Below are 23562 nucleotides of genomic sequence, written 5' to 3' on the forward strand. Positions count from 1 at the left end.
TATATGGAAGCCAAAAGATTCAAAGTATATAAGGGCCTTCAGCGCCCATTGACCTATAAAGGATTCAAGGGCAGGTTTATCTACTGGGGCTTGGGCATATTGCTTTTTTCATTGATTACCGGCGCTTTATTGATGGCTACAGTGAGTATGTATGTTGGAGCACTTATCATGATCGGTATGATCATTTCCGGTTTCTTATGGCTTGGGTCCCGCCAGAAAAAAGGGCTCCATGATAAAAACAAGTTACTAGGAATTTATCTGCATCCTTCTAACCTTCAAAAAATCTATAAATATGTCAGGAAAGAACGAATTTAAGCTGCCCTATCTGGGGGTGGATACCGGGATAAGTGAGGATCTCCTTTATGGGTTGAATGGGGAGTTTTCAGTGGTCATCAGAATGGAAAACCCGGTCAGCCAATATGCAGCCGACGCGGAGGCATTTGAAAATTTCCATTCCGTTTTTATGAACCTGGTGGGGATTATCGGGGAAGGGCATATCGTCCAAAAAATAGATGTGGTTTCAAAGGTTGTTTACGATCCTGTCCCGGCAAAAGAATACCTGCAGCAGTGCTATAATAATCACTTTTCAGGCCGTATCTTAAATAAGCTGCAAACTTATGTAGTGATCACCAGGCAGGCCACTATTTCGCGTTTCTATAAGTATGATAAAACGGCTTTGCGGGATTTCAGGCAGATGATACCTAAAGTCATGGATATTATGCTTGCCGGTGGCATGACGCCCGTTGTTTTACGGGAAAGGGAAATCAATATGCACATCCTGCGCACAATGGCAATGGGTTTTTCTGATGGCCCTATAGCTCTGGAAAATTATAAATCCGGAGACACCGGGATCGAGCTGGGTGAAAAGACTATACGGTGCATCCCGTTAATTGATATCGATCAGATCGAGCTTCCGCAGGAATTCCCCATTTTTGGAAATCTTACAGAAGGCGGCAGAATCAGGGATTTTCCCGTCGATATGCTTTCTTTTCTTTTCCGGGTTCCAGATTTTGACTGTCTGATTTATAACCAGGTCATTGAAATCCCTTCCCAGCCAAAGGTACTTTCCGGACTGGAACTTAAAAGGAAACGTCATTCTGGGATTCCCGACCCGGTCAACAGCATTTGCGTAGAGGATATTTCGATGCTACTTGATGATGTGGCCAGGAATAACCAGATGCTTGTGAATGCACATTTCAACATTGTGGTCTGTGCCAGTAGCGAACATACTTCAAAGTGCTGCAACTTTATCGAAAGCGCGCTTTTTCAGTTGGGTATAGTGCCTTCAAAAAATGCCTATAACCAAATGGAACTTTTTCGGACCAGTTTACCCGGGAATTCCGTTGAGCTTAAAAAGTATGATCTCTTTTTGACAACTGCTGAAGCGGCTCTTTGCCTGTTTTTAGCCGAAGCGCCCGGGAAAGATGAGAAGTCTAACTTTTTGGTTCGTTTTACAGATAGAAATGGAGTACCGGTTGCAATAGACCCGGAAGACCTGCCCATGACAACAGGAAGGTTCACCAACCGTAACAAATTTGTGCTGGGACCTTCGGGTACAGGTAAATCGTTTCTGATGAATTCCCTTCTGGAGCAATATCAGCTTTACAACATGGATGTAGTGATCATTGATACCGGACATTCCTACTCGGGGCTTTGCAGTTACTATAGGGGTAAATACATTACGTATTCCGAAGAAAAGCCCATCACGATGAATCCATTTGCGATAAGCGAGCAGGAATATAATATCGAGAAAAAAGATTTCCTCTCCACCCTGGTTATCCTTTGCGTTAAAGGTCAGGACGGCACGGCCACACAGCTGGAAAGGGATGTCTGGTCAAATGTGATCGGCGCCTATTATGCAAACTGGTTTAGCCCGGTAGAGGGCGTCCCGGCAATCCCTGCGCTTTGCTTTGATTCCTTTTATGAGTTTGCGCTTTATAAGATCCCGCTCATCATGAAAGAAGAATCGATTCCTTTTGATTTTGATGAGGCGAGGTTTATTTTAAAGAAATTTTATGCTGGTGGGGAATTTGGTACGATACTCAACAAGCCCGGTGATGCTTCGCTTTTGAATGAGCGGTTTATTGTTTTCGAGATCGATAATGTAAAGGAACATAAAATATTGTTCCCCCTTGTTACGCTGATTATTATGGACCTTTATATCCAAAAGCTAAGGCATAGAAACGGATTTAGGAAGTTATTGGCAATCGAAGAAGCATGGAAATCTATTTCTTCTCCTTTAATGGCAGGATTTCTGGTTTTTGTTTATAAAACAGCCCGTAAATTCTGGGGGGAGAATATCACTATTACCCAGGACCTGGAAGATATCATCGGAAATGAGATTGTGAAAAATACAATTATCAGTTCTTCCGATACGGTTATACTTTTGGACCAGACCAAATTTAAAGATAGCTACAAGGAGATTGCAGCACTGCTTTCGATCAATGAAACCGAAAAGAAGAAGATATTTAGTGTCAACCAGCTCGATAACCGGTCCGGTAGGGGGCGTTTTAAAGAAGTATATTTCAGGCGTGGTGCGGTCGGTGAGGTCTATGGGGTAGAGGTATCCCTTGAACAATATTTATGCTATACCACAGAAAAACCGGAAAAACTGGCTGTGGAAAGTTATGTTTCGCGGTTTGGGTCTTACCCCGAGGCACTGGATGCATTTGTTTCAGATCTAAAGTCCAGTGGACTATCCCTTGGGGAGTTCGTGACTTCGGTAAATGTTAGTGCGCAAAAATCAATCAGTTAAACTTTATTATCAATCAATACGATATGAAAACAATAATTATGTTTTTAATGGCTTTGCCATGCCTTTATTCTTCAGCCCAGACGCTCTATGTCGATCCATTGACTTCTAGCGCTATAGCAGGCCATGCTTCTGTGATCAATGGGCAATTAAGCCGTACAAACGACAATTTGAGCCTGATCTCCAAAGGTCAGCTTGCGGTAACCGGTCAGCTGCTTATTGTGAACGATCTGCAGGACCGGATCTACCAGGGGCTTAGTCAGGTCGCTTCGGTAATGAACAATCTGGTATCGGTAAAGGAGATTGGGGATATCGGGCTTGACATCGTTGGTGATATAGAAAAAACGGTAGAGCTGGCCAGGGCTAATCCAGTCCTGTTGTTGTTCGCGGAACAGGGCGCAAGGGAGTTTAAGCTTAGGGCGGTCTCACTTGGGACTGAAGTAGGAGCCTTTGTACTCAAAGGCGGCAAAGCAAACCTGATGGATGCCGGTGAGCGCTCCAAACTGCTCAATGGTATCGCAACTCAGATGCGGATCCTCCGCGGAACTGCCTACGGGATGCACCGTGCGATGTATTGGGCAAAAATGAAAGGATTGTTCGCTGCGCTTAATCCCTGGGCAGGTTGGATCAATATGGACGTGCAAATCGCCAACCAGGTTGTCGCGGATGCAAAATACTTAAAAAAATGAGAGGTTTTATCTTATTAATCCATTTGGTATTTGGATGCTATTTTGGTATCCAGGCCCAGCAGAAAGCGCTTAATATTCCCGGTATCCACCAGCTTGTGAGTGATTCAAAGACAGAAAATGAAAAACAACGGGAGGCAAGGGAAAGACAAGGCGTAAACCTGCTTAATGAACAGGCGAACCGGACCATGCTTGCCAAGCTGAAAAATAGCTATAGGGAAATTCAGGGCCGTTTTAATGTGATCGGCACGGCAATGGTTGCTTTTGATGTCGACTTGAAAGCAGTTCCAATCGTGCAGGGCATTACAGGTGATCAGGTGAAATTCTATGAACTGGCCAGAGCTAACCCCGCTTTGCTTTTACTGGTGTATGAAACCGAGGCTGAGTTCCTTTTGAGATCCAAGGATTTGCTCTCTTTTCTGATAGGCCTGACGGTAAGTATAGGGGCGGTCAACCAGATGAAGGTTTCGGACAGGAAAATACTTTTTGATTTTTTCCTTGCTGAGCTTTCCAGGTTGCGGGCACTGTCCTCCGGGCTGCTGAACATGATTTCTTATGGGAACATGCAAGCGCTGTTGATGCGGCTAAACCCATTTTCAGATTATATCAACACCGACCGTTCGCTGATAGAAGACATTATACGAAACGCCAAATATTTAAAGAGATGAAAAAGCAATTGTTTAAGATGATTTCTGTATGGATTACTTTGCTTGTACTGGGAAGTTCCGCTTTGGGAGTATACGCACAGCGGCTAGTCTTTGATTCCAGGCACTTTGGTATCGTAAATGAGAACTTTGCTGTTAGAAGTTCCGCGGAAATGACCCATAATGAATTTCTGGACAGGATAAATACCAGCCTGAAACAGATCAATCTGAACTGCGCCACCGTCGTTGCCGCACAGTCAATTATCTATGAGGGCCTTTCCAATGTTAATTCAGCATTGAAAGAAGGACTGATGGTCAAAAATATGACCGCGGTCTGCGCGGATATCTTGAATTACTCTACCCAGATAGCCGAACTGGCCAAATCGCAACCATACCTGCTTCTTTTTGCAGAAGACATGTACCGCGAGATGAATTCGCGCGCGCTGAGGCTATTTAGCGAGGTTTCCGGGTTTGTACTTAAGAGTGGCAGTGATTTATTGATGGACCATGCGGCAAGGGATTCCCTTCTAAGGAAGATCAGTACTGAACTTCACATTCTTTCCGGACTTACCTATGGGGCTTGGAAGGTAATGTATTATGCGAAAATAAAAGGTGTGTTTTCTTCCCGCAATCCTTTCTCTTCCTTTATCAACCAGGACCGTTCAATGGTCGAAGATATTATCAGAAATGCTAAATACCTAAAAAGATGAAAAAAATAAATTTCAATATAAAGATGGTGGTTATGCCCTTTGTAGTGTTGTTGGTGCTTCCAGCATTATTTTGTGTTGCCCAAAAATCCATCCGTGACGAGAGTATGGTCAATCAGCAGGAGCGCATGGTTTTCAAACAATGGGACCGCTCTAAATTTACCCCGACCTCGGGATGGCTGGGCATCAATCCCTACTATTGGCTTACATGGGGTCTGCACCCCAACTATCCTAAAACGGATCTGCGTCCACTGGGTGGTGCCGGGCCACAGTTGCAACGGCTAGCTCTAACCGGGCTTCAAAGAGATGCCGACCGGTCTTATGAACTTCATTCCGATTCGTTGGGCAATGTAGCAACAGAGGAAATCCTTGGGCATTCTGGATTATTATCCTCAGCTGATCCACTATGGATCCTTTATTACGGCCGTCAGTTAAGGCCTGTCACCGATTTTGATCCGATGCTGGCCCTCAATGGTTTACCAGCCGGTACCAAAGCCAAGCTGATCAGTGAAGGAAGTTATGACTGGTATAAAGGTGAAATGGATATACTTGCTGAAAGGCTCGATCTGACAAGAAAAAGTAATCAGGACCGAGGCGCAAGGATTCTTTCCTACCATGGGATGCTAATGGATTACCGTAAGCTGATGGGAATCTGGTCCACAAGGATCTCCACTGCAGGACGCTTTATTTCCCAGGAGCGTATCCGCAATAAACTTAAAGCCCAGCAAACCCGCATTGAAAAGTGGAATGAGAACAGTGATGTCGAAATAGCCCGGGAGGTACTTCGCAATCGTAAATATTAATGTTATGCTAAACCGATTATTATGAAAAAATATATAGGGGTTATTTTTTTTCTTGTGTTGGCCTTAGCCACAGGGGCATCTGCCCAGACCACAGACTATCGGCATTCATTTGAGTTCTTGCAGGGCAACGGGGTTTATGAGGAAGGGGTGATGGCCTTTTTAAAAGGAATGAAAAATTCTCTTTGGGAACATTTCGATCTGTTTATTACCGATGCAAAAGCGTTGTCTGCCATATTTATGATCATATTATTTGCTATCAAGTCTTATGAGATGATTTCCGGCGATAAAAAACTGGAGATTATGCCGCTGCTACGCCCGTTCGGGCTGGTGATGATCATTTTATGGTGGGGCGCTTTTACCAAGGTGATTGCTTTTCCCACGGATCTGATATCGATGAAAACTGAAGAGATGTACATGAGCGAGCAGGCTAATGTCAATAACCTGAGGTTGATCCGAGCCGATTATATGATCAAGGTGGCCAATTCGCTTTACAGCTTCCAGGCTGAGACAGAACTTGCTGAAAAGGAATCTGATACCTGGATCGGTCAGGCCTGGGATTCGGTCACCAGTTCGGTCAAGGAAGGAATGTCGACAGTAATCAGTCCGGTGATCGAGCTTAAAAACCGTCTTAAGATCGGTATGCAGTTGTTATTAACGCAGTTATTGGAGCTCTTGGGTATATGGATATTGCGCCTTTCGGTCTATGTCCTTTTTATTATCCAGATCATTTATTCTGCGATCCTGATTATCCTCGGGCCTTTTGCTGTGGCCGCGAGCATATTGCCTTCTTTTAGGGATTCTTTAAGTACATGGATTGCAAGGTTTGTTTCGGTGAATCTTTACCTGGGGATCGGTTATCTGGTGATGTACATCATTGCCCTTCTGCAAAAAACTGCCATGACCATGGAGATCAGCAGATATAAAGAACTTATTGGAGAAAACGGCGAAGCGCTGAACATGGAAAAAATGGCCTGGTTTGCCGGAAACGGAATCCTCTCTTTTGGAACGGTGATCCTTAGTTTTCTGATCGGGGCGATATGTATGTTTACCGTGCCGAGCATTTCAACCTGGATCATTTCCACTTCAGGCATCAGTTCTGCTGCATCCAATTTTGGCCGCGGTTCCCAGACGGTAATGGGAATGGCGAAAAAGGTAACAGGAAAATTCTTTTGATTATTTATCTATTTACTTTTTTGTTATGATCATCAAAAATATCGAATCTAAAATCCGTCTGGCTACATTTGTATCTATTGGTAGTCTGCTGTTTGCGTTTTTTGTATGCACTGTGGTCTCGGTTTTTGCCTATAAGCAGGTGCTTTCGGCCCGAAAGAGTATTTATATACTAGATAATGATGTGCCCATCCTTGCTAAACAGACCGATGTGCAGATGAACCGGCCAGCGGAGTATAAGGCCCATATCGACCTGTTCCATTCAATTTTCTTCTCACTCACGCCGGATGACCGGTTTATTGAATACCAGATGAAACGGGCAATGTACCTGATTGATGAATCCGGTGCCCGGCAATACAATGATTTGAAGGAAAAAGGCTATTTCAGTTCAGTTCTTTCCAGCAGTTCTGTACTGACCCTGCAGACTGATTCTATCATTCTTGATCTGCCTCATCTGTATTTCAGGTATTATGGAAAACAAAAAATCGACCGCCGTAGCGTGACGGTTTTCCGCTCTCTTATTACAGAGGGTTATCTGAAAGATATCCCAAGAAGTGAAAATAATCCCCATGGGGTACTGATTACCGGTTGGAAAACCATTGAAAATAAAGACATCGAAAATGTTCAGAAAAATTCACTCTAACAGGCCACCTGAAAAAACGGTATGGGCAGATCTCATGGATGAGTTCGCACCTTATATCAAAAAAATATACCATTCTTCATCCAATGTTTCCTCCAGGTTTCCAAAAACGATATTCACCTGCATGATCATTGCGCTAATGTTCTCGGTGTTATGGCCATTCATTTCTAAACAAGATCCAGCACAGACAGGCATTGCTGTTGAAAGTAAAAAGGATTATAGTATTCAAAATCCTCCGGCAGTTGCTAAGGGCTTAAATTCCATTTCCAGAGCGGCAGGCGATCTGAAGCGAATAATAACTATAAGGGAAAGGGTAGATTCTGTTTTAAATAAAAAAATGCTATCGCAGGCTGATTCTGTTTTTCTGGAAAATGCACTGCTGGAACTTAAACTAATCCAACAACCATGAAAATTAACCTTAAACAGCCCAGATATGTGGTGCCTTTGCTCGCACTACCGTTTTTATGTCTTTTCTTTTATGTCTACCAAAGCTCGGCCGGACAAAAGGAACCGGTTGAGATCCAGGGTGGGATAAACAGTAACGTTGCAGATATTTCAGACCAGGTCAGAAAACGCGCCCTTACCGATAAACTGGATGCCTACCGCGACCGTTACAAAGATTCTCAAGGGTCAACCGCGATAAATAATATTGAGGGGGATGAAAAAACCGCAGATGTAATTAAATCTGAAAATCAGAAAAATGAACTTGATTCTATAGACCGGATACTTAAAAGGAGGGGAACAGTGGTGAAGGCTCCGGATACTGGACCACCTCCGAACGTTAAACCCGGTAAGAGGTTCAAACCTTCACTTTCGGCAGAAGAGAGGGCAATGGCGGAGGCACTTTCAGCATTGGCCGAGAGGGGGAAACCTATGCGGCAGCCGGTTATGGATAGAATAGCTAAAGAGCCTGATCGGGATCCGATGGATATTTTCAAAAAGCAGATGTCCTATATGGACAGTATGGGGAAAGCAAATGATCCGGAATATCAGGCGGAACTTAGAAGGAAAGAAAAATTAAAACCGGCTCTGGCTGCTCCAGCTGTAGATGTTCAGCCAGTCATAAGACGGTCCTCTATAGGAGGAATTTTCAATACGGTTATGGCACAAAAGCAAAAATCTTTGATATCTGCAGTGATCGACGAAAGTGTAACAGGTTATGCCGGTTCAAGGATCAGGATCCGTATTCTGGAAGATCTTTTTGTTGGGGCCATGCCACTTAAAACAGGGAGCTATCTCTATGCCCAGATCACCGGGTTTTCGGAGCAGCGTGTGAAACTCAGTATTACTTCCATTGCAAGGGAAGATAAAATTATTCCTGTCAGGCTTGAAATATATGATCTTGACGGTCTTGAGGGCTTATATGTTCCTTCATCAAACTTTAGGGAATTTTCGCGTAACCTTGGCACCGAATCAGTCCAGGGCTTTTCTACCCAAGGTAGCGCCAAGGATCAACAGGAATTCCTGATGAGTGCGGTTGATAAGATATTTACTTCAACATCTTCTGCAATTTCCGGGCTGATCAGAAAAAATAAAGCAAAGGTGAAGTACAATAGCCGCGTTTATATTGTTGATCCCCAATCCTTCCAGAAACAATTAAAATAAATATTATGAAAAAAATACTTCTATTGGCCATAAGCTTTTTGGCCATCTGGCATTCTTTTGCCCAGACTTTTCCTTCGGAAAGGCCGCTGTCGGTCGTATATCTTAAAAAAGATATGACGGTACATATCCTCTCACCGGAAAACATCCGTTATGTTGATATTTCAACGCACAAAGTTCATGGTGATATCCCTGTGGCAAACCTGTTGAGATTAAAAATGTCGGATTCCTGTGCATCTGCTTTTTCAGCGGTACTTACGATAGTAGGAGAAAAAAACATCTCTCAGTTCAGCTTGGTTTATGATATGGGGAGGTCAGACAGTCTTTTTAAGTCCAGTCTCGATGTTGGCGCTTCGGATATGCGGCCCATCTCTTTGCCCGATGTCGCGCTATCTGAATCAGAAGCGAAGGGTTATGCGCTAACTATGTTCAGAAAACCTTCTTCAGGTGGGTCGGTCAGGGCAAAAGGATATGGAATGAAAGCAGTAATGAACAACATTGCAAGTCTGGGGGATTATGTGTTTCTCGATATCAGTTACCTGAACAAAACTAACCTTAAAATAGACATAGATGAGATCAGGTTTAGCATCGATGATAAAAAGCTCATCCGGGCTTCGAATAGCCAATCAATTGAACTCATACCGGAATACATCTTCTCCCGGGTATCATCTTTTAGAAAGTATTATCGCAATGTTTTCGTTTTTAGAAAATTCACCTTTCCGGGAAACAAGGTGCTTAATATAACACTATCCGAAAAGCAGGTCTCCGGACGGACAATTTCCTTTGCCATACGGTATGGTGACCTGCTCGATGCCGATACCCTTGAAGAATAATCCAATGCGATTATGGAAGAGTCAAAAGAGATTCAAAAGCTGCACGGCTTTCTCCAATGCCTGATCTATTTCTGTCTTTTTTTAGAGTTTGTTATATTCGTATACATCGATGCACCTTTTTGGGGACTTTTTTCGGCCGGACTTTGGAAAATAAAAATGCTTCCTATCTATGGTGAGCTCATTTATAGTAAGCTGGCTATACTGCTGTTGATCTGTCTGGTCAGTATCGGTACCTTATCCAAAAAGCAGCCGGATTTAGATGTGAAAAGTAAAATTATTTATCCGCTCTGTCTCGGGCTGGTATCATATTTTGGAAGTATCTATTTCTTTGGAAAACCGTCTGCCCTGGTATTCGCTTACACTTCCTGGTACAATCTGGGATATATAATCTGTTCGCTATTCGGTGCGGTAATGATCAGCGTATCTATGGACAATGTTTCCAAGATCATCCGTTCGGGTTTAGGTAGAGATAAATGGAATGTGGAGGCTGAAAGTTTCATGCAGCCTACAGTCAAGGTAGAGACGCCGTACTCGATAAATATACCGATGCTTTTCTATCATGGGAAAAAGGTACGAAAGGGCTGGATCAATCTGGTAAACCCTTTTCGGGCAACTATGGTGATCGGTACGCCGGGGTCCGGGAAATCCTTTTCGATCATCAACCCTTTTATCAGACAATTGATAGCCAAATCTTTTGCGGTATGCCTGTATGATTTTAAGTTTCCTGACCTTGGAAAAATCGCGTACTTCCACTTTTTGGCCGCAAAGAAAAATGGGCTACTGGAAGGATTTGATTTTCATGTGATCAATCTGAACCAGGTAGAAAAAAGCCGCCGGATAAATCCACTTCGGGCGGATTATATTACAACGCTGGCAGATGCATCCGAAACCGCAGAAGCGACAGTGGAAGCACTGAAAAAAGGAGATAAGGCCAGTGGGAGTGATGCTTTTTTTACGCAGTCTGCAATAAATTTTCTCGCCTCCATTATTTATTTTTTGAGCAGATATGAAAATGGGAAACATTCAAGCCTCCCACATGTGATGGCTTTTTTGAACAGATCTTATGCGGAGATATTCGCGGTACTGTTTACCGATCCCGAACTGGTTTCCCTGCTTTCTCCATTTAAATCTGCATTCGTAGCCAAAGCGTTTGATCAATTGGAAGGTCAGATCGGAACACTAAAGATATTTATGAGCCGGATGGCTACCAAGGAAACTTTCTGGGTGTTCTCAGCCGATGACTTCAACCTGAAAATTTCCAGCAAGGAATCTCCCGGGATATTGGTACTGGCGAATGATCCAAATACACAGAATATAAATTCAGCATGTTATTCCGTGGTGCTGAACAGGCTTACCAGATTGATTAATTCAAAAGGAAATCTTCCTTCGGCAGTCCTTGTAGATGAAGTGCCCACTCTTTTTGTTCATAAGATAGAAAACCTGATTGCTACTGCACGGTCAAATATGGTCGCTGTGCTTATTGGGCTTCAGGAACTGCCCCAGTTTAAACAACAATACGGGAAAGATACTGCTTCTACGATTATTTCGGTGGTCGGAAACGTACTTTCCGGCTCTGCGCGTAATAAGGAAACCCTTGACTGGCTGGAAAGGATCCTTGGAAAATCCAGACAGCTGGGCGAAAGCCTGTCGATTGACCGAAGTAAGGTTTCAGTTTCCTTGAGTGAAAAACTGGAAGTTTTGATCCCGGCGGGCAAAATCGCATCACTCGGTGCGGGCGAAATGGTTGGGGTAATTGCAGCGGACGCTCAGAGTTCGTTCTCTGGTAAGTATGAGACCTCGGCAATCAATTGCAGGATAAACCTGGATATGGATGAAATCAAAAAAGAAGAAGATGGATTTATCGACCTGCCTATTTACTATGATTTTGGAGATAATAAGGAGGAAATACTCCGTAGCAACTTTATGCGCATCACCCGGGAAATTGAGGTTATGGTTGCTAAGTTTGCTTGAGGTAGTGCTGCTGTTTTCTGCTGTTGCACATGCGCAATCTTTTGATAAACTGAGGCTGTCTCTTCCACTGCGTGAATTTAAGATTAATTCTGGATTTGGTAACAGGACCCATCCGGTAAGTGGAAAAAAGAACAGTTTTCACAGTGGTGTTGATCTGCATGCCAGATCTGATAGTGTATTTTCCATTTTGCCGGGTAAAGTTGTCAGGGTTTCTTTTAATCCCCTTATCGGAAACTATATCTTAATTATCCACGGTGGATTTACCAGTGTTTACGGGCACCTTTCAAAATTTATGGTAGTAGAGGGGGATTTTGTTGGCTCAGGCTCCGCAATTGGAATATCCGGGAATACGGGCAGGTCAACAGGGGAGCACCTTCACTTTGGGTTAAAGCACAATGGAAAGTTCATCGATCCGCTCCGGTTTCTTTATCTCTTTGCCAACCTGGAAGAACGCGCACTCCTTACTGTGTTGTCAGATTAAGTGTGATTTACAAGAATGGTTTGGATCCAACTATCAAAAAACGAACATGAATTAACATTTAACGGAAGTTTATTATGAATACACAAATTTTAAATGAAAAGGATCTGCCCCTAGAGCAGCTCAAGGAGATCGGACTCGTCAAACATGAAGAGCTCTTGATCCAGAGGAAAGATATTCACGCACTCTTATCCGGAGGAAGAACCAGTCTCATCAAGCTGCATAATATCTCACGTAGCGGTATCGAAATCAAGGAAATGGAAGTCAAACTCTCTCTGGTTAGAGGAGTATCGGGTAAACCAGACCTTCTGGTACATCCTGTGTACAAACAGTCTTTAAATCCATCTTATATTAACCAAACGGAGGCTGATCAGCTCATTTTGGGAGAAAAAGCCAATATCCTGAAAGAAGTTGAACGAGATGGTGAGAAAAAATCATTACTTATAGAGTACGATTCGGATACTAAGGAATTTGTCGTTACCGATATGATCAAGGTCAAAGCGCCCGAAAAGGTGAACGGTATTCAATTGAGTCCATATCAGAAAGAACGCTATAGTGCAGGGAGGCAGATCGAACTCGAAGATGGTACTTTGATACAGGCAAGTAGCACAAGTGCGGAGGGCATTCGCTCTAATAGGCTTGCACTTGTTGTTTCTGTATTAATGGACGGCGGGATCTCTTACCTGTTGTTAACTGGCCTTAAAGCATTGATCGGAGAAAAAGGTATGCTTGCCCAGACTAATGAAAAAAACAACGGATACAAGCAGGCATTCAAGGAATATGAGAAGCAACAGATGTCAAGGCTCGGGGATATGTTGACTGCTGAAAAGATAAGTGCAGGCGCGAGTCATAGCAGAGGCTATACACGTTCCGGAACATCAAGATAGATGTTTCCTGCTGTTTCTGTCGCCAAGGGAATATGCGAAAGATATAGGTTTTCTTTTAGGACCGACATTTCAGGCAGTTTGATATTTGATTATAATAGTGGCGAGTCTGAGCATTTCGGGGAGAACGTGCATTTGGTACCCTTAAACGGCGGTTTCTGGAGCAGTAGATTAGTGGATCTTAATATTATATCTCATATTTATATCTGCTCTAGCGCGATGGAAGCCATTGCATTTATACATTTCAATTCATCCAGGTTTAGTAAGCCGGATGGGTTACTTTTTATAGCGATCAGTTCATGTTATAACTATCCGGAAAGTATAGTCCGGCGCCTGGGGAAGGTCAGGGTAAATCTGGTTCTCGGCAACGACTTGATTGATAACCTTAGGGCTATAAAATTCTGTATGGACTATAAAGGTATTCAAGTGCAGTTTCTTACTGAAAATGAACAGGTAGTATTTAAAGTTGCCGAACGTTGTTTTTCTCTTTCCCAGCCCGGACTTTCCTTGAGGCGGTTTTTCTTATTGGCGAAGATTAGACCTTTTTTCAGGCAGTATATCCCGAAATCTAAAATTTCTTTTTTGCACGAATTTTTAAATCAATAAAACTGAACCGTATCAGTAGTTATGGTTCATATTCTATCCATTAAATTAATCCATTTATTATGAATGAAAACAATTTGGAGTATCTTCAGAATAATCTGAAGTACTTAGGATTTGGCGAGTCGCTTTATCCACAATTAAAAGAAGCTATCGAAAAAGGGCTTCCGGATATCAGGCTTCAGTTTGAAGTCAATATGCCAGCTCCCAATGCCAAGGATAAACCTGAGCTTGCTGATGCCATGCGTTATGAGTTGGACTTTTCGAAGAGTAAAGAGACGGACATGTATTTTTTTAATAAATACAGTGCATCCCTTCAAAAGCCAGGGCAGTCCAGTACCATTGATCAGAGCTTTTATATTAATAAGGGTAAAGGGGTGACGGCAAAGGAAAGTTACAATCTGCTTTCAGGGCGTTCGGTAAATAAAGACGTCGTACTTAAAAGCGGTGAAAAAGCCAACATGTGGCTAAAGCTTGATTTGTCAGAGCATGACCCTGAAAAGGGGTATACGGTCAAAAATTATGGTGAAAACTATGGGTTCAGCCTGGCTTCGACGATTGATAAGTTTATTCTTCCAGAGATCGAAAAGCCCGGTTTTAGAGAACAAATGATTAAAAGCCTTGAAAGGGGCAATCTTCATGAGGTGAATTTTTCAAAGGATGGCAAAGAAATGAAGGGTTTTGTTAGTGTCAATCCGCAGTTTAAAACCCTTGATTTTTATGATCATAACCTCGCTTCGGTTTACAGCAAAGCGGTCGACCTGAAAGAGGTCGCTGCTAAGGCTTTGGCACCGGTGGAAAATAAGGAAGCTGTAGTTGAAGAGGCTACAGTTGAAAAAAAAACGGGAAGGGGTAGGTAATCGGATGTAGTATTAGCTACTGAAACTGGGGACTTCGGTCCCCGGTTTAATTATTCAAAACCAGGTAAGAAATATCTGGTGGGGGAAAACTACATCAATTGATTTCATCGGATAAATGACATTTTGAATTGTCGTATATGAATGAAGAAAATTTAAGGCATTTGCAGGCTAATCTGGAATACCTGGGTTTCGGAAAAAAATTAAATACATCATTAAGGTATTGTATCGAATTTGGACTTCCACGGTTTCGGATGACACTGAACTTGAAAATGCCTGTTCCTAATCCCAAGAACTGGCCAGACCATGAAGATTTTATAGAATACCAGCTTGAAATATCAAAAGACAGTGATAATGATAAATATTCATTTATTTGGTATGACTTATATCTAAGTAAGGCTATTAAGCCTTACGAAATGATAAATCAACGCTTTTTTATCAATAATGGTAAGGGGATAACGGCAACAGAAAGCTATAATATGCTTTCCGGGCGTGCGGTAAATAAAGATGTCATGCTCAAAAACGGGAGAACAGCCAATTTATGGCTGAAACTCAGCTTTACTGAGTATCTTGCTGTAAATGGTTATGCTATAAGAAGTTACGGCGGAAATTATAAGTTTAATTTAGCTGCTGCAGTTGACAGGTTTATTTTTCCTGAAATGGAAGAGGAAGGTTTAAAAAATCGGTTGATGAAAAGCCTGAAGAGAGGAGATCTTCAGAGAATGTGTTTTTTTACTAGTGGCAGGGAAGTACAGGGGTTTATTACTGTAGACCCCCAGTTCGAAACGATTGAATTTTATGATCACGATCTTGAGCCGGTTCCCAGTCACTTAATTGATAGAAAAACTGTTTATGGAAAAACTATGGGATCGACTCGTAATAAGGATGCTTTGCTCAACGAGGCTATGGATGAAGATAAAAAGGGCAGAGGCAGGTAGAACTTTTGTTATTTATGGTTAATAGTATATTTTGAGCACGGAGGCTTTTGCCTCCGTGCTTGCGCATGCCTAAAATTTTTAAGGTTTATTTTGGTAATGAGATGTTTTCAAGCATTTTATGGATTTATAAATTTGCTGAATTCATGTTAATGGATATATTTGCCCCTTAAATTATAATCAGGATGGAAAAATTCGGTAAAATCAAAGAATTGATCGCTTCTGTTGAAGCTGATGTAGAAAAGTTTTATAATGCTGGCAATGGCGCAGCGGGTACACGTGTACGCAAAGGTATGCAGGATCTAAAAAACCTTGCTCAGGAGATCAGGGCTGAGGTGACAGAAAAGAAAAATACAAAGTAAAAGAAAATCTGTTTTGGGAAATATCAGCAAGGCCGCTGTCCGATTGGGCAGCGGCCTTGCTGGTTTATCGCGTGTAAACTTTTTCGGTTGTAAGCTTTTAAGTTGGTATAATTTATAGTTCAGATCTCAACCATTCTATCGTTTTTCACAATAAGGATTTTTCCGTTTTCCAGTTCCAGCCAGCCATAATCAAAACAGAACCTGTAGATACCTTTTGATGTGGTTAGGATGCGGGTATGGAATTCGAAATTGAATCCGCTATCCCTCAGCAGAAAACTGGTGATCACCGTATTATCTCCCTTATCATCAAACAGGTGTTTGAGGATTTTATGGTTATGTTTAATAATCTCTGATATTTTGAGATAAAAAGCCGGGGCATTCCATTTTTCGGTTTTTAGCTGGTCTCGCCTGGCGTGGTTACGGCATTGGTCGCTGCAGAAGACCTTGTCACTTCTCCCTTCGAATGTATTTTCACAGTAGCGGTAAGCACAGGTCCGCCCGGTTTCTTTAGCCTGCTTCATTCTTAATTGTCTTCTTCTGTCTATCCGTTTTTTATCCGATTGGATCGGCTAATACAAGATACAACCGAATCGGCGGAATCCAATAGATAATTTTGTTCATTCCTAAATTCGATAGATATGAAAAATTGTAATCTCGCTACTGAAAACTTTTCCTCAGGAAGGAGGAATTATTTTCTGGATTTTAAAAGGGCAGTTAATGATAACCGTTATCTGAGCATTACCAGGAGTGATGAACTGGATGATGGAAGCTATAAACGATCATCTGTGGTGGTTTTTGAGCAGGACTTTCATTTTTTGATATCAGCGATGTCTTCACTGTTCCATTCAGCGGTTTACCTGCATCAGGATAATTTCAGTGTGGCGGATCTGGTTCACCTCAGGACCCATGGTGCAAATAAAGGGATCAAATCATGGGATGTCAATTTAAGGCCAAGAGAAAAGTTTATTGCTCTGGGAGGGGAACAGATGAGTAATGCGGAACTGATCGCGATGCTGATCGGCTCAGGCCATAGTGATGTAAGTGCTGTAGACCTGGCAGCAAATGTTTTAAAAGCTGTTGGAGGCAGGCTCGATCTGCTGGCTGCCGAAGACCATAAATCACTTTCCAGGTTTAAAGGAATTGGAATAGCAAAGTCCAGCGCTATCCTGGCTGCGCTTGAACTCGGCAGAAGGATGTGCAGCGTTTAGATTTTATGCAGGACTGCAATTTGAAAGAGTAATACACTGGCGTCTTCAATGACCAGCACCTTGGAACTTTTAAGATATGTTATGGTCGGCTTAAAATAGCCTTTATGTTAGTTTCTGCTAGATTCTTCAAGTGATTTATTGGTTTAATCCTCACTTTGCTTACAGGTTATATTATAAAACTTCACAATAGAAAACGGTAAAAAAGGGCGCGAAATTCGGGCGTTTCGATCTCTGCGAGCGCATAATGTTGTGGCTGCGCCCCATCACCCTCCGGGACTTATAGCTCTCCGTTCCTGTACACCCGCTTTTCTGTACTTTCTTTTTTTCCGTTTTTTCTTTTGAAAAGATTTTTTGGAAAAAAGGAAAGGAGACAAAAAAGTTAAACTTAAAAATTTTACAAAATGGAAATTACAGGAAGATTGACCGCTGATGCAGTGGTAAGAACGGTAAGCGGAGACAGAAAAGTAACAGGCTTTTCAATTGCAATTAATGACACTTACCGCTCTGGCGGGGAGCAGAAAAAGGTGACTACATTTATCGACTGTTCGTATTGGCTTAATACCGGGATAGCGGACTACCTGAAAAAGGGTGGATGGGTTCAACTGTATGGCCGTATAGGCGTTAATGCCTACCTGAGCAGTTCGGGTGAGGCTAAAGCATCACTGACCTTTCATACAGCAGAGATTAAACTACTGGGCAGCGCTACACGCTCCGAAGTGGCAGCCTATTCAGATTCTATGCAACATGCACCAGAGCAGACCCTAAACGAAAAAATAACTTTTCAGGGCATAGACGATCTTCCGTTTTAATAATTAGCTGATACTTATTCATTTTAGATTTTACGACAATGGCACATAACTTAAATTATAACGAGAACACACAGAAACACAGTTTTTTTTCGGTAAGTGAAAAAGCATGGCACGGCCTGGGGAAAATTGTAGATGCTTATCCCACATCAGCGGAAGCCTTAAAATTTGCGGGGCTTGATTATTCGGTCGAAAAAAGGCCGCTCTTTACAATGGATGCGCTGAATATGCGCCTGCGCAATCAGCCTGATCCCGATGCGATCATTTTGGGCGCATCCTCTGACATTGAAGTCCCGAATTATTTTGCTACCGTACGTACCGATTCCGATACGGTTTTGGGAGTGGTGGGCAAGGATTATAGCGTGGTACAGAATACCGAAGCCTTTGAATTTTTCGATAGCATTGTTGGCGGGGGCGAGGGCATCCTCTACGAAACCGCCGGGGCTTTGGGTAAGGGGGAACGGATTTTCATTACCGCAAAATTGCCCTCCTATATCAAAGTGGGAAAGGATGACCTGATCGAGCAATATCTTTTTCTAACTACCTCACATGATGGCTTTGGAAGCATCACAGCAGCTTTTACACCCGTACGGATTGTGTGCAACAACACTTTGAACGCAGCCCTTAAAAATTCTACAAATTCCATCCGAATCCGTCATTCCTCGGGTGCAGGGGACAGGCTGAAAACGGCCCACACGCTTATGGGTATTTCGGGCAGGATAGGGGATGAAATGGAGCAGCTATTTAACCATTGGGCAACCGTGCGTATTTCCGATGAAGAAGTAAAGAAACTCATACAGATTGCAATGGCTCCAAACCGTGAAGTGTTAAGCAAACTGAAAAACGGGACTGTTGATGAAGCATCAAGTGTGTATAAAAATATTGTTGATGATGTTTATAGTTATGCAATGGCTAATCCCTCGCAGTTGCTGGATACCACCAAAGGCACGTTGTTTGGTGCGTATAATGCCGTAACGGGCTACTATCAGAATGTGCGCAGGTTCAAAGACGGAGAATCCAAGTTTAAATCCATATTGGAGGGAACTGCCAAACAACGGGGACAGTCTGCCTTTGACCTGTGCTTGAGTCTAGGCAGAAACGAAAACATTTCATTTCAACTGAATTAACTATCCGGGAGCGGTTATCCGCTCCCTTAAACAACTATACCATGAGCATATTAGCCGATACAACAGAAAAAAAAGCGCTTTACGAAATCGCAAAAACTCTGAGGTTTTTTCAGAGACTTGAATGCCTGCAGATTTCAGCAGGGGATGCCGTGCGCATCCGCCATGCAGAAAATATTATTAAAAGCGTAATAGGGGCCAACGGCTTTGATGCCGTTTTTTCTAAACGCAGGGGAACACACTTGATTAAAAAAAAATCATAAGAGCTAACTTCTTATGCAACTTTAAAAATGACTACTTAGGGTTAAGCATGTTAATAAGTGACTCCCTAATTTCCACCTGCTAAGTGTTCAGTCCTGAAAGCCTATGGATCCCAGGAATACTTTACTTCCCAGGGTGGGATGATAGGATGGGCGGTAGATGATATAGCCACATTCCTGCAACGACCTTAGGCATTTGTGGTAAGTTTTAGTTGAACAGATCTTACTGATCAACATAAGCCTGCTTCTGCTGATAGAAAATGGATTTTCAAATCCATTTTTCTTCCAGCAAATTAACATCGCTGAAAATAGTCCGAAATCAACTGTCGTAAGCCTGCTATCCCTACTGACTTTCTCTATCAGTATCGATATATCGTTAAATTCAGTCCTCATCATTACCAGATCTAAAGGATGTGAATTCTTTAACAATATCATTCTCATTAGGCTTTGGAATCATAAGTTCTTCAACCGTGTCATGGAGGTAAAAATAAATACTTCCAATTTTTGAATATGGCAAGGTTCCGTTCAGCCTGAGGTTTTGAAGCGTACCCTGCGATATCCCAAGTAATTTTCTTACCTCATGACCTCTAATGTATTTTTTTTTAACTGGCTTATCCAGCCTGATAATTTTTTTAATCTCATTAAGCAGTTCACTGCCAAAAGCCTGAAGGTCTTCTTTTGTTATGATTTCTAAGTTCATTGCATTATTTCTTTATAGTTATTCACCGATTTGTACAGGTAAAACTATAGAGGGAATGCTAAACAAAAATGGCCAAAGTTTGGCTTTGGGCATTTGGATTAGAGGTGTTTTAAAGTAATCTGAAAAATTTTATCCTTTTCAGCTATCTCAATATACTTTGAAGATGTATCGGGGGAAAGGTAATTTTGTGCGGTGCCGAAAGGAATATCTTTGTCCCCATGTGCAAAGTATTTCGATACCATTTTATATGCTGAACTATATCCCTGGGCGGTAAGCATTTTGGTGCCGTTTGGAAGCTGCAATGTTCTGATCTGCCTGAGCAGATCCATAAAAGTGGCCAGATTGCCTCTGCTTATGCTAATTTTTTCGCTAGGCTCATATTTCAGGCACTCCTTGATTTGCCCCTCCAGTTCCTTTATTCGGGTACGCAGGTGTTCTATTTCAAAATCTTTCTCTATTAGTAGATCGCTTACAGGTGTTGAACTGTTCCATTTGTCATGTTTAGAAAATATGTTTCTGAAAGAACCAAGGGATTCTAAAGACCTTATATTGGTACTGTGTTTTTTGGAAAAGGGATTTTGGCTTTGATAATATTTAATCCTTGTGGTAACTATGTCATTTACACATTCATGGAAATATCTTTCTTCACCGGGGTACTTGTCAATAAAATACTTGAGATGATAGCAATAAAATTCATCATAGGAAGTCTGGGGCAAGTCATAGATTTTGAGTAAAAAGAAGTTGTCGGCCGAACCCTTGTCCCTGAAAACAGGTCGCCCGATTTCAAATGGATTCGGGGAAAAGTCAAATCTTTCCCTGAATTTGAAGAGGTCATTTCTCATATACAGGAGCGTTAAGTTTTAAGTGAACAATTAAATTTAAACAAAAATGATCTGAAAACAGAATTTCTTAAGCTTCAGATCACTTGCGGATCAGGTTTTATAATATATCCGGTTTGAACCCAATTCTTGTTCTTGGTTTTTTCTCATTTTCACTCGATACCATGAGTTCATCGAGATAACTAAAGACAATTTCGAGATTTTTATCGTGATCGCTTAACCTGTTCTTAATCCTTTCTATGTCCATACGTAATGTGCTGGATTCTTGGAGCCGGTGCCTGATTTTGGTAAAAATTCTGATTATTTCTATGTTTACCATTATTGCACGCTCACTGTTTAATACGCTTGAAAGCATCGCAACCCCCTGTTCTGTAAAGGCCATAGTCCCATATTTTGAATATGTTCCATGTCCTAAGGTGCCAAATTGGTACCTTAGGATTTTCTGTTCATCATCATTAAGTTCAAACATAAAATCCATTGGGAACCTAAGGAGGTTTCTTTTTACCTGCCGCTTTAGCTGTTTGGTTTCCACTTGATAAAGATTTGCCAAGTCGCTGTCCAGCATTACTTTTTGGTCTCTAATGTGATATATTTTACCTGTTACCGCTTCTTCGGTAATTAAGTCTTCTATGCTGTTTTCCATTATTTTGTTATTGTGTAGTTATAGCTTACACCGGTGGTTTTTACAGGCGCTGTAGTAAGTTTTTCGCGTAAAACGGCCATATCTTTTCCGACTTTTATATCCAGCGTCTTTGCGTAGTGCTGTGTCGTCCTAATATCTTTATGCCCTAGCATTTTACTCACCGTTTCAATGGGTACGCCATTTTGAAGAGTAATTGTAGTAGCAAATGTATGCCTGGCAATATGATAGGACAATACGAAACCTATTCCACACAAATCAGCGATTTCTTTTAAGTAGGCATTCATTTTCTGGTTTGAACTGACTGGAAAGGCTTTATCAAAATCGACACAGAGGGGATGGTTCTCGTATTTTGAAAGTAATTCAATGGCTTTTGGTAGCAGCGGGATTCGGGTAGGAGTACCAGTTTTCTGTCTGCTTGTAATAAGCCACCTTTCATTACTATTTCTAATAATAATTTCTGACCTTTTTAACTGATATATGTCAATGTAGGCTAAGCCGGTATAACAACTGAATAGAAATATATCCCTAACGCGGTTCAGCCTCTCGTTTCCAAATTCCAAAATTTCTAATTTATTTATCTCTTCCTGTGAAAGGCATGGCCTTTCAACTACTTTCACCTTGGCTTTGAAATTTGCAAATGGGTCTCTGTTAATCCACCCATTTGCCAGGCAAAGCTTGATGATTTTTTTAAGGTTTTTGATGTATTTAACCGCTGAATTATTGTTGCATTTTCTTGTTGTCCTGAGAAAGAAATCATAGTCAGTCAAAAACTCATGGTTAATTTTTCTGATATCGATATCCTTGATTTTATGTTTTTCTGTTAAAAATTGCTTGATATGTCGCAAGGCGGTCTGATAGCGTAACAAAGTCATTGGTGCAAATTCGATACCTACCAATGCTTCCATTTCATCGTTATGGTCTTGGAATACTTCGGTAAGCATTCGCGGCTTATCTGTTTTGCCCAGGAATTGATTAGCCAGGGTTTGGGCGGTGATTAGTTCATCCATAAGCAGAAGCTGTCTGTGTGCTTCATGGAGCTTCGTTTCCAACTGATGAAGATATAGATTTAGTGTTTTCGCTCTTGATGAGCTGCCGCTTACCTTACCATTCTCCCATTCTTTCTCAGGACAGGTTTTCCCTGTGGATAATTCACAACGTTTTTTTTCGACGGTAATCCTCATGTAGATAGAGGATAATCCTTGTTGATCTGTTTTTGCTTTCCGGAGAAAGAAAATTAAACTGAAATTTCTTTTCATAAAAGTAATCTTAAAGGTGAAATAAAGTTAAGATTGCAGTCAAAAAAAGTCAAGATGTTTACTGAGTAAACTAGTTGTATTACAACTAGTTAAGTGTGAAAGAGGTGAGTCCGAAACTTTCGTAGTTTGACTCACCTCTTTACTCACCTCTTATATGCGTTATTTGGTCAAAAAAGCCACTAAATGCTAAAAAACAAAAGCCTGCAAATCGTTGATTTGCAGGCTTTTAATGTTTTTCAGTGATTTTTGATACTGATTCCAGTGGAGCCGAAGGGAGTCGAACCCTTGTCCAGTTGTGAGATAAATTATACCTTCTACATGCTTATTTTTCAATTGATTTTCGGGAAATAAACGGGCTGAAAACCGACCTAATTTATAACCTTAGATACTTTATCTCACTTTAAGTCGCATCTCCTTAAAGCCAGCTTTGTTGTTTCGATGCCCCGGATTCTAACCCAACAATGCAGCAGTTAGAGGGACAAAAGCTAAGCTAGTTCTAAACTAGGCAGCTAAGGCGTAAGTATTTTCGCCAACTAAAATTTGATCGTTCACTTTAAGTGCTCTCCGAACAACGCACTGCATGCTAACATAACCTTCGCCACCCTGTCAAATCCAAGAACGGCCCCGGTTTTCAGTTTACAATTATCAATTATCAATTGCAAAACTGGACTACAAATATAATAAAATTATTGGTTAACTGGTTAATTGTTTAAATCGGTTAACTGATGCCATAACTACAACAATTAAACAATTAACCAGTTTTAACAATTAACCAATATACAGTTAACTAGTTAATTGTTTA

General features: G+C 41.7%; 26 protein-coding genes and 1 other RNA gene. 21 read left to right on the forward strand and 6 right to left on the reverse strand.

Features of this window, described 5'->3' with window-relative positions; genetic code table 11:
- Positions 1-3 precede the first annotated feature (3 nt).
- From DRW42_RS07060 to DRW42_RS07145, 17 genes are all read left to right on the forward strand, one after another.
- Positions 4-315 carry a plasmid transfer protein gene (locus tag DRW42_RS07060; protein WP_113948135.1) on the forward strand — a complete coding sequence of 104 codons (312 nt, stop codon included), beginning with the start codon at positions 4-6 and terminating at the stop codon, positions 313-315.
- A complete protein-coding gene (locus tag DRW42_RS07065; protein ID WP_113948136.1) occupies positions 293-2755 on the forward strand; it encodes a TraG family conjugative transposon ATPase in 2463 nt (820 codons plus the stop codon). The genes DRW42_RS07060 and DRW42_RS07065 overlap by 23 nt, the downstream gene beginning before the upstream one ends.
- Before the next feature lie 23 nt (positions 2756-2778).
- Entirely contained in the window at positions 2779-3441 is a 663-nt protein-coding gene (locus DRW42_RS07070) for a hypothetical protein (protein WP_113948137.1), read from the forward strand.
- Positions 3438-4106 carry a hypothetical protein gene (locus DRW42_RS07075; protein ID WP_113948138.1) on the forward strand — a complete coding sequence of 223 codons (669 nt, stop codon included), beginning with the start codon at positions 3438-3440 and terminating at the stop codon, positions 4104-4106. Before DRW42_RS07070 ends, DRW42_RS07075 begins: the two co-directional genes overlap by 4 nt.
- The gene (locus DRW42_RS07080; protein ID WP_113948139.1) at positions 4103-4792 is read left to right on the forward strand and encodes a hypothetical protein; all 690 of its coding nucleotides are present in this window, start codon (positions 4103-4105) and stop codon (positions 4790-4792) included. The genes DRW42_RS07075 and DRW42_RS07080 overlap by 4 nt, the downstream gene beginning before the upstream one ends.
- Positions 4789-5592: a hypothetical protein gene (locus DRW42_RS07085; protein ID WP_113948140.1), complete on the forward strand. Its 804-nt coding sequence runs from the start codon at positions 4789-4791 to the stop codon at positions 5590-5592. The genes DRW42_RS07080 and DRW42_RS07085 overlap by 4 nt, the downstream gene beginning before the upstream one ends.
- Positions 5593-5613: 21 nt before the next feature.
- Positions 5614-6765, forward strand: coding sequence for a TraJ family protein (locus tag DRW42_RS07090; RefSeq protein ID WP_113948141.1), 1152 nt, complete (start codon positions 5614-5616; stop codon positions 6763-6765).
- 25 nt (positions 6766-6790) lie between these two features.
- The gene (gene traK, locus DRW42_RS07095; RefSeq protein ID WP_113948142.1) at positions 6791-7405 is read left to right on the forward strand and encodes a conjugative transposon protein TraK; all 615 of its coding nucleotides are present in this window, start codon (positions 6791-6793) and stop codon (positions 7403-7405) included.
- A 121-nt stretch (positions 7406-7526) separates the two neighbouring features.
- Positions 7527-7811 carry a hypothetical protein gene (locus DRW42_RS07100; protein ID WP_147243689.1) on the forward strand — a complete coding sequence of 95 codons (285 nt, stop codon included), beginning with the start codon at positions 7527-7529 and terminating at the stop codon, positions 7809-7811.
- Complete coding sequence (gene traM / locus DRW42_RS07105) at positions 7808-9007, forward strand: conjugative transposon protein TraM (protein ID WP_113948144.1); 1200 nt, start codon at positions 7808-7810, stop codon at positions 9005-9007. Before DRW42_RS07100 ends, traM begins: the two co-directional genes overlap by 4 nt.
- 5 nt (positions 9008-9012) lie before the next feature.
- Entirely contained in the window at positions 9013-9837 is an 825-nt protein-coding gene (gene traN, locus DRW42_RS07110) for a conjugative transposon protein TraN (protein ID WP_113948145.1), read from the forward strand.
- Positions 9838-9849: 12 nt separating this feature from the next.
- Complete coding sequence (locus tag DRW42_RS07115; RefSeq protein WP_113948146.1) at positions 9850-11808, forward strand: type IV secretion system DNA-binding domain-containing protein; 1959 nt, start codon at positions 9850-9852, stop codon at positions 11806-11808.
- On the forward strand, positions 11801-12289 hold the full coding sequence (locus DRW42_RS07120) for a M23 family metallopeptidase (protein ID WP_279634096.1): 489 nt from the start codon (positions 11801-11803) through the stop codon (positions 12287-12289). Before DRW42_RS07115 ends, DRW42_RS07120 begins: the two co-directional genes overlap by 8 nt.
- Before the next feature lie 74 nt (positions 12290-12363).
- Positions 12364-13173, forward strand: a complete 810-nt coding sequence (locus DRW42_RS07125) for a DUF4099 domain-containing protein (protein ID WP_113948148.1) — start codon at positions 12364-12366, stop codon at positions 13171-13173.
- Between the two features lie 662 nt (positions 13174-13835).
- A complete protein-coding gene (locus DRW42_RS07135) occupies positions 13836-14630 on the forward strand; it encodes a hypothetical protein (protein ID WP_113948150.1) in 795 nt (264 codons plus the stop codon).
- A gap of 137 nt (positions 14631-14767) precedes the next feature.
- Entirely contained in the window at positions 14768-15565 is a 798-nt protein-coding gene (locus tag DRW42_RS07140) for a hypothetical protein (RefSeq protein ID WP_113948151.1), read from the forward strand.
- A 182-nt stretch (positions 15566-15747) separates the two neighbouring features.
- Positions 15748-15924, forward strand: a complete 177-nt coding sequence (locus DRW42_RS07145) for a histone H1 (RefSeq protein ID WP_113948152.1) — start codon at positions 15748-15750, stop codon at positions 15922-15924.
- Positions 15925-16043: 119 nt separating this feature from the next.
- On the opposite strand, the gene DRW42_RS07150 is transcribed toward DRW42_RS07145, so the two are convergent.
- Positions 16044-16445, reverse strand: coding sequence for a hypothetical protein (locus DRW42_RS07150; protein WP_113948153.1), 402 nt, complete (start codon positions 16443-16445; stop codon positions 16044-16046).
- Between the two features lie 117 nt (positions 16446-16562).
- On the opposite strand from DRW42_RS07150, the gene DRW42_RS07155 reads away from it, so the two are divergent.
- The 4 genes from DRW42_RS07155 to DRW42_RS07170 all read left to right on the forward strand — a co-directional run bounded on the left by DRW42_RS07155 (position 16563) and on the right by DRW42_RS07170 (position 19325).
- Positions 16563-17132, forward strand: a complete 570-nt coding sequence (locus DRW42_RS07155) for a UPF0758 domain-containing protein (protein ID WP_113948154.1) — start codon at positions 16563-16565, stop codon at positions 17130-17132.
- Between the two features lie 401 nt (positions 17133-17533).
- Entirely contained in the window at positions 17534-17941 is a 408-nt protein-coding gene (locus DRW42_RS07160; protein WP_113948155.1) for a single-stranded DNA-binding protein, read from the forward strand.
- A gap of 38 nt (positions 17942-17979) precedes the next feature.
- Positions 17980-19065: a DUF932 domain-containing protein gene (locus DRW42_RS07165; RefSeq protein WP_113948156.1), complete on the forward strand. Its 1086-nt coding sequence runs from the start codon at positions 17980-17982 to the stop codon at positions 19063-19065.
- Between the two features lie 41 nt (positions 19066-19106).
- The gene (locus DRW42_RS07170; RefSeq protein WP_113948157.1) at positions 19107-19325 is read left to right on the forward strand and encodes a hypothetical protein; all 219 of its coding nucleotides are present in this window, start codon (positions 19107-19109) and stop codon (positions 19323-19325) included.
- Positions 19326-19704: 379 nt separating this feature from the next.
- Here DRW42_RS07170 and DRW42_RS07180 read toward each other — a convergent pair whose 3' ends face one another.
- The 5 genes from DRW42_RS07180 to ssrA all read right to left on the reverse strand — a co-directional run bounded on the left by DRW42_RS07180 (position 19705) and on the right by ssrA (position 23386).
- Positions 19705-20022 (reverse strand): helix-turn-helix domain-containing protein, encoded by a 318-nt coding sequence (locus tag DRW42_RS07180; protein WP_208643520.1) that lies wholly within the window; start codon positions 20020-20022, stop codon positions 19705-19707.
- Positions 20023-20120: 98 nt separating this feature from the next.
- The gene (locus tag DRW42_RS07185) at positions 20121-20864 is read right to left on the reverse strand and encodes a hypothetical protein (RefSeq protein WP_113948159.1); all 744 of its coding nucleotides are present in this window, start codon (positions 20862-20864) and stop codon (positions 20121-20123) included.
- A gap of 97 nt (positions 20865-20961) precedes the next feature.
- Positions 20962-21504 (reverse strand): ORF6N domain-containing protein, encoded by a 543-nt coding sequence (locus DRW42_RS07190; protein WP_113948160.1) that lies wholly within the window; start codon positions 21502-21504, stop codon positions 20962-20964.
- Positions 21504-22760 carry a site-specific integrase gene (locus tag DRW42_RS07195; protein ID WP_113948161.1) on the reverse strand — a complete coding sequence of 419 codons (1257 nt, stop codon included), beginning with the start codon at positions 22758-22760 and terminating at the stop codon, positions 21504-21506. Before DRW42_RS07195 ends, DRW42_RS07190 begins: the two co-directional genes overlap by 1 nt.
- Positions 22761-23019: 259 nt before the next feature.
- Positions 23020-23386: a transfer-messenger RNA gene (gene ssrA, locus DRW42_RS07200) on the reverse strand.
- Between the last annotated feature and the right edge of the window lie 176 nt (positions 23387-23562).

Source organism: Pedobacter miscanthi (assembly GCF_003315595.1).
GTDB classification, from domain to species: domain Bacteria; phylum Bacteroidota; class Bacteroidia; order Sphingobacteriales; family Sphingobacteriaceae; genus Pedobacter; species Pedobacter miscanthi.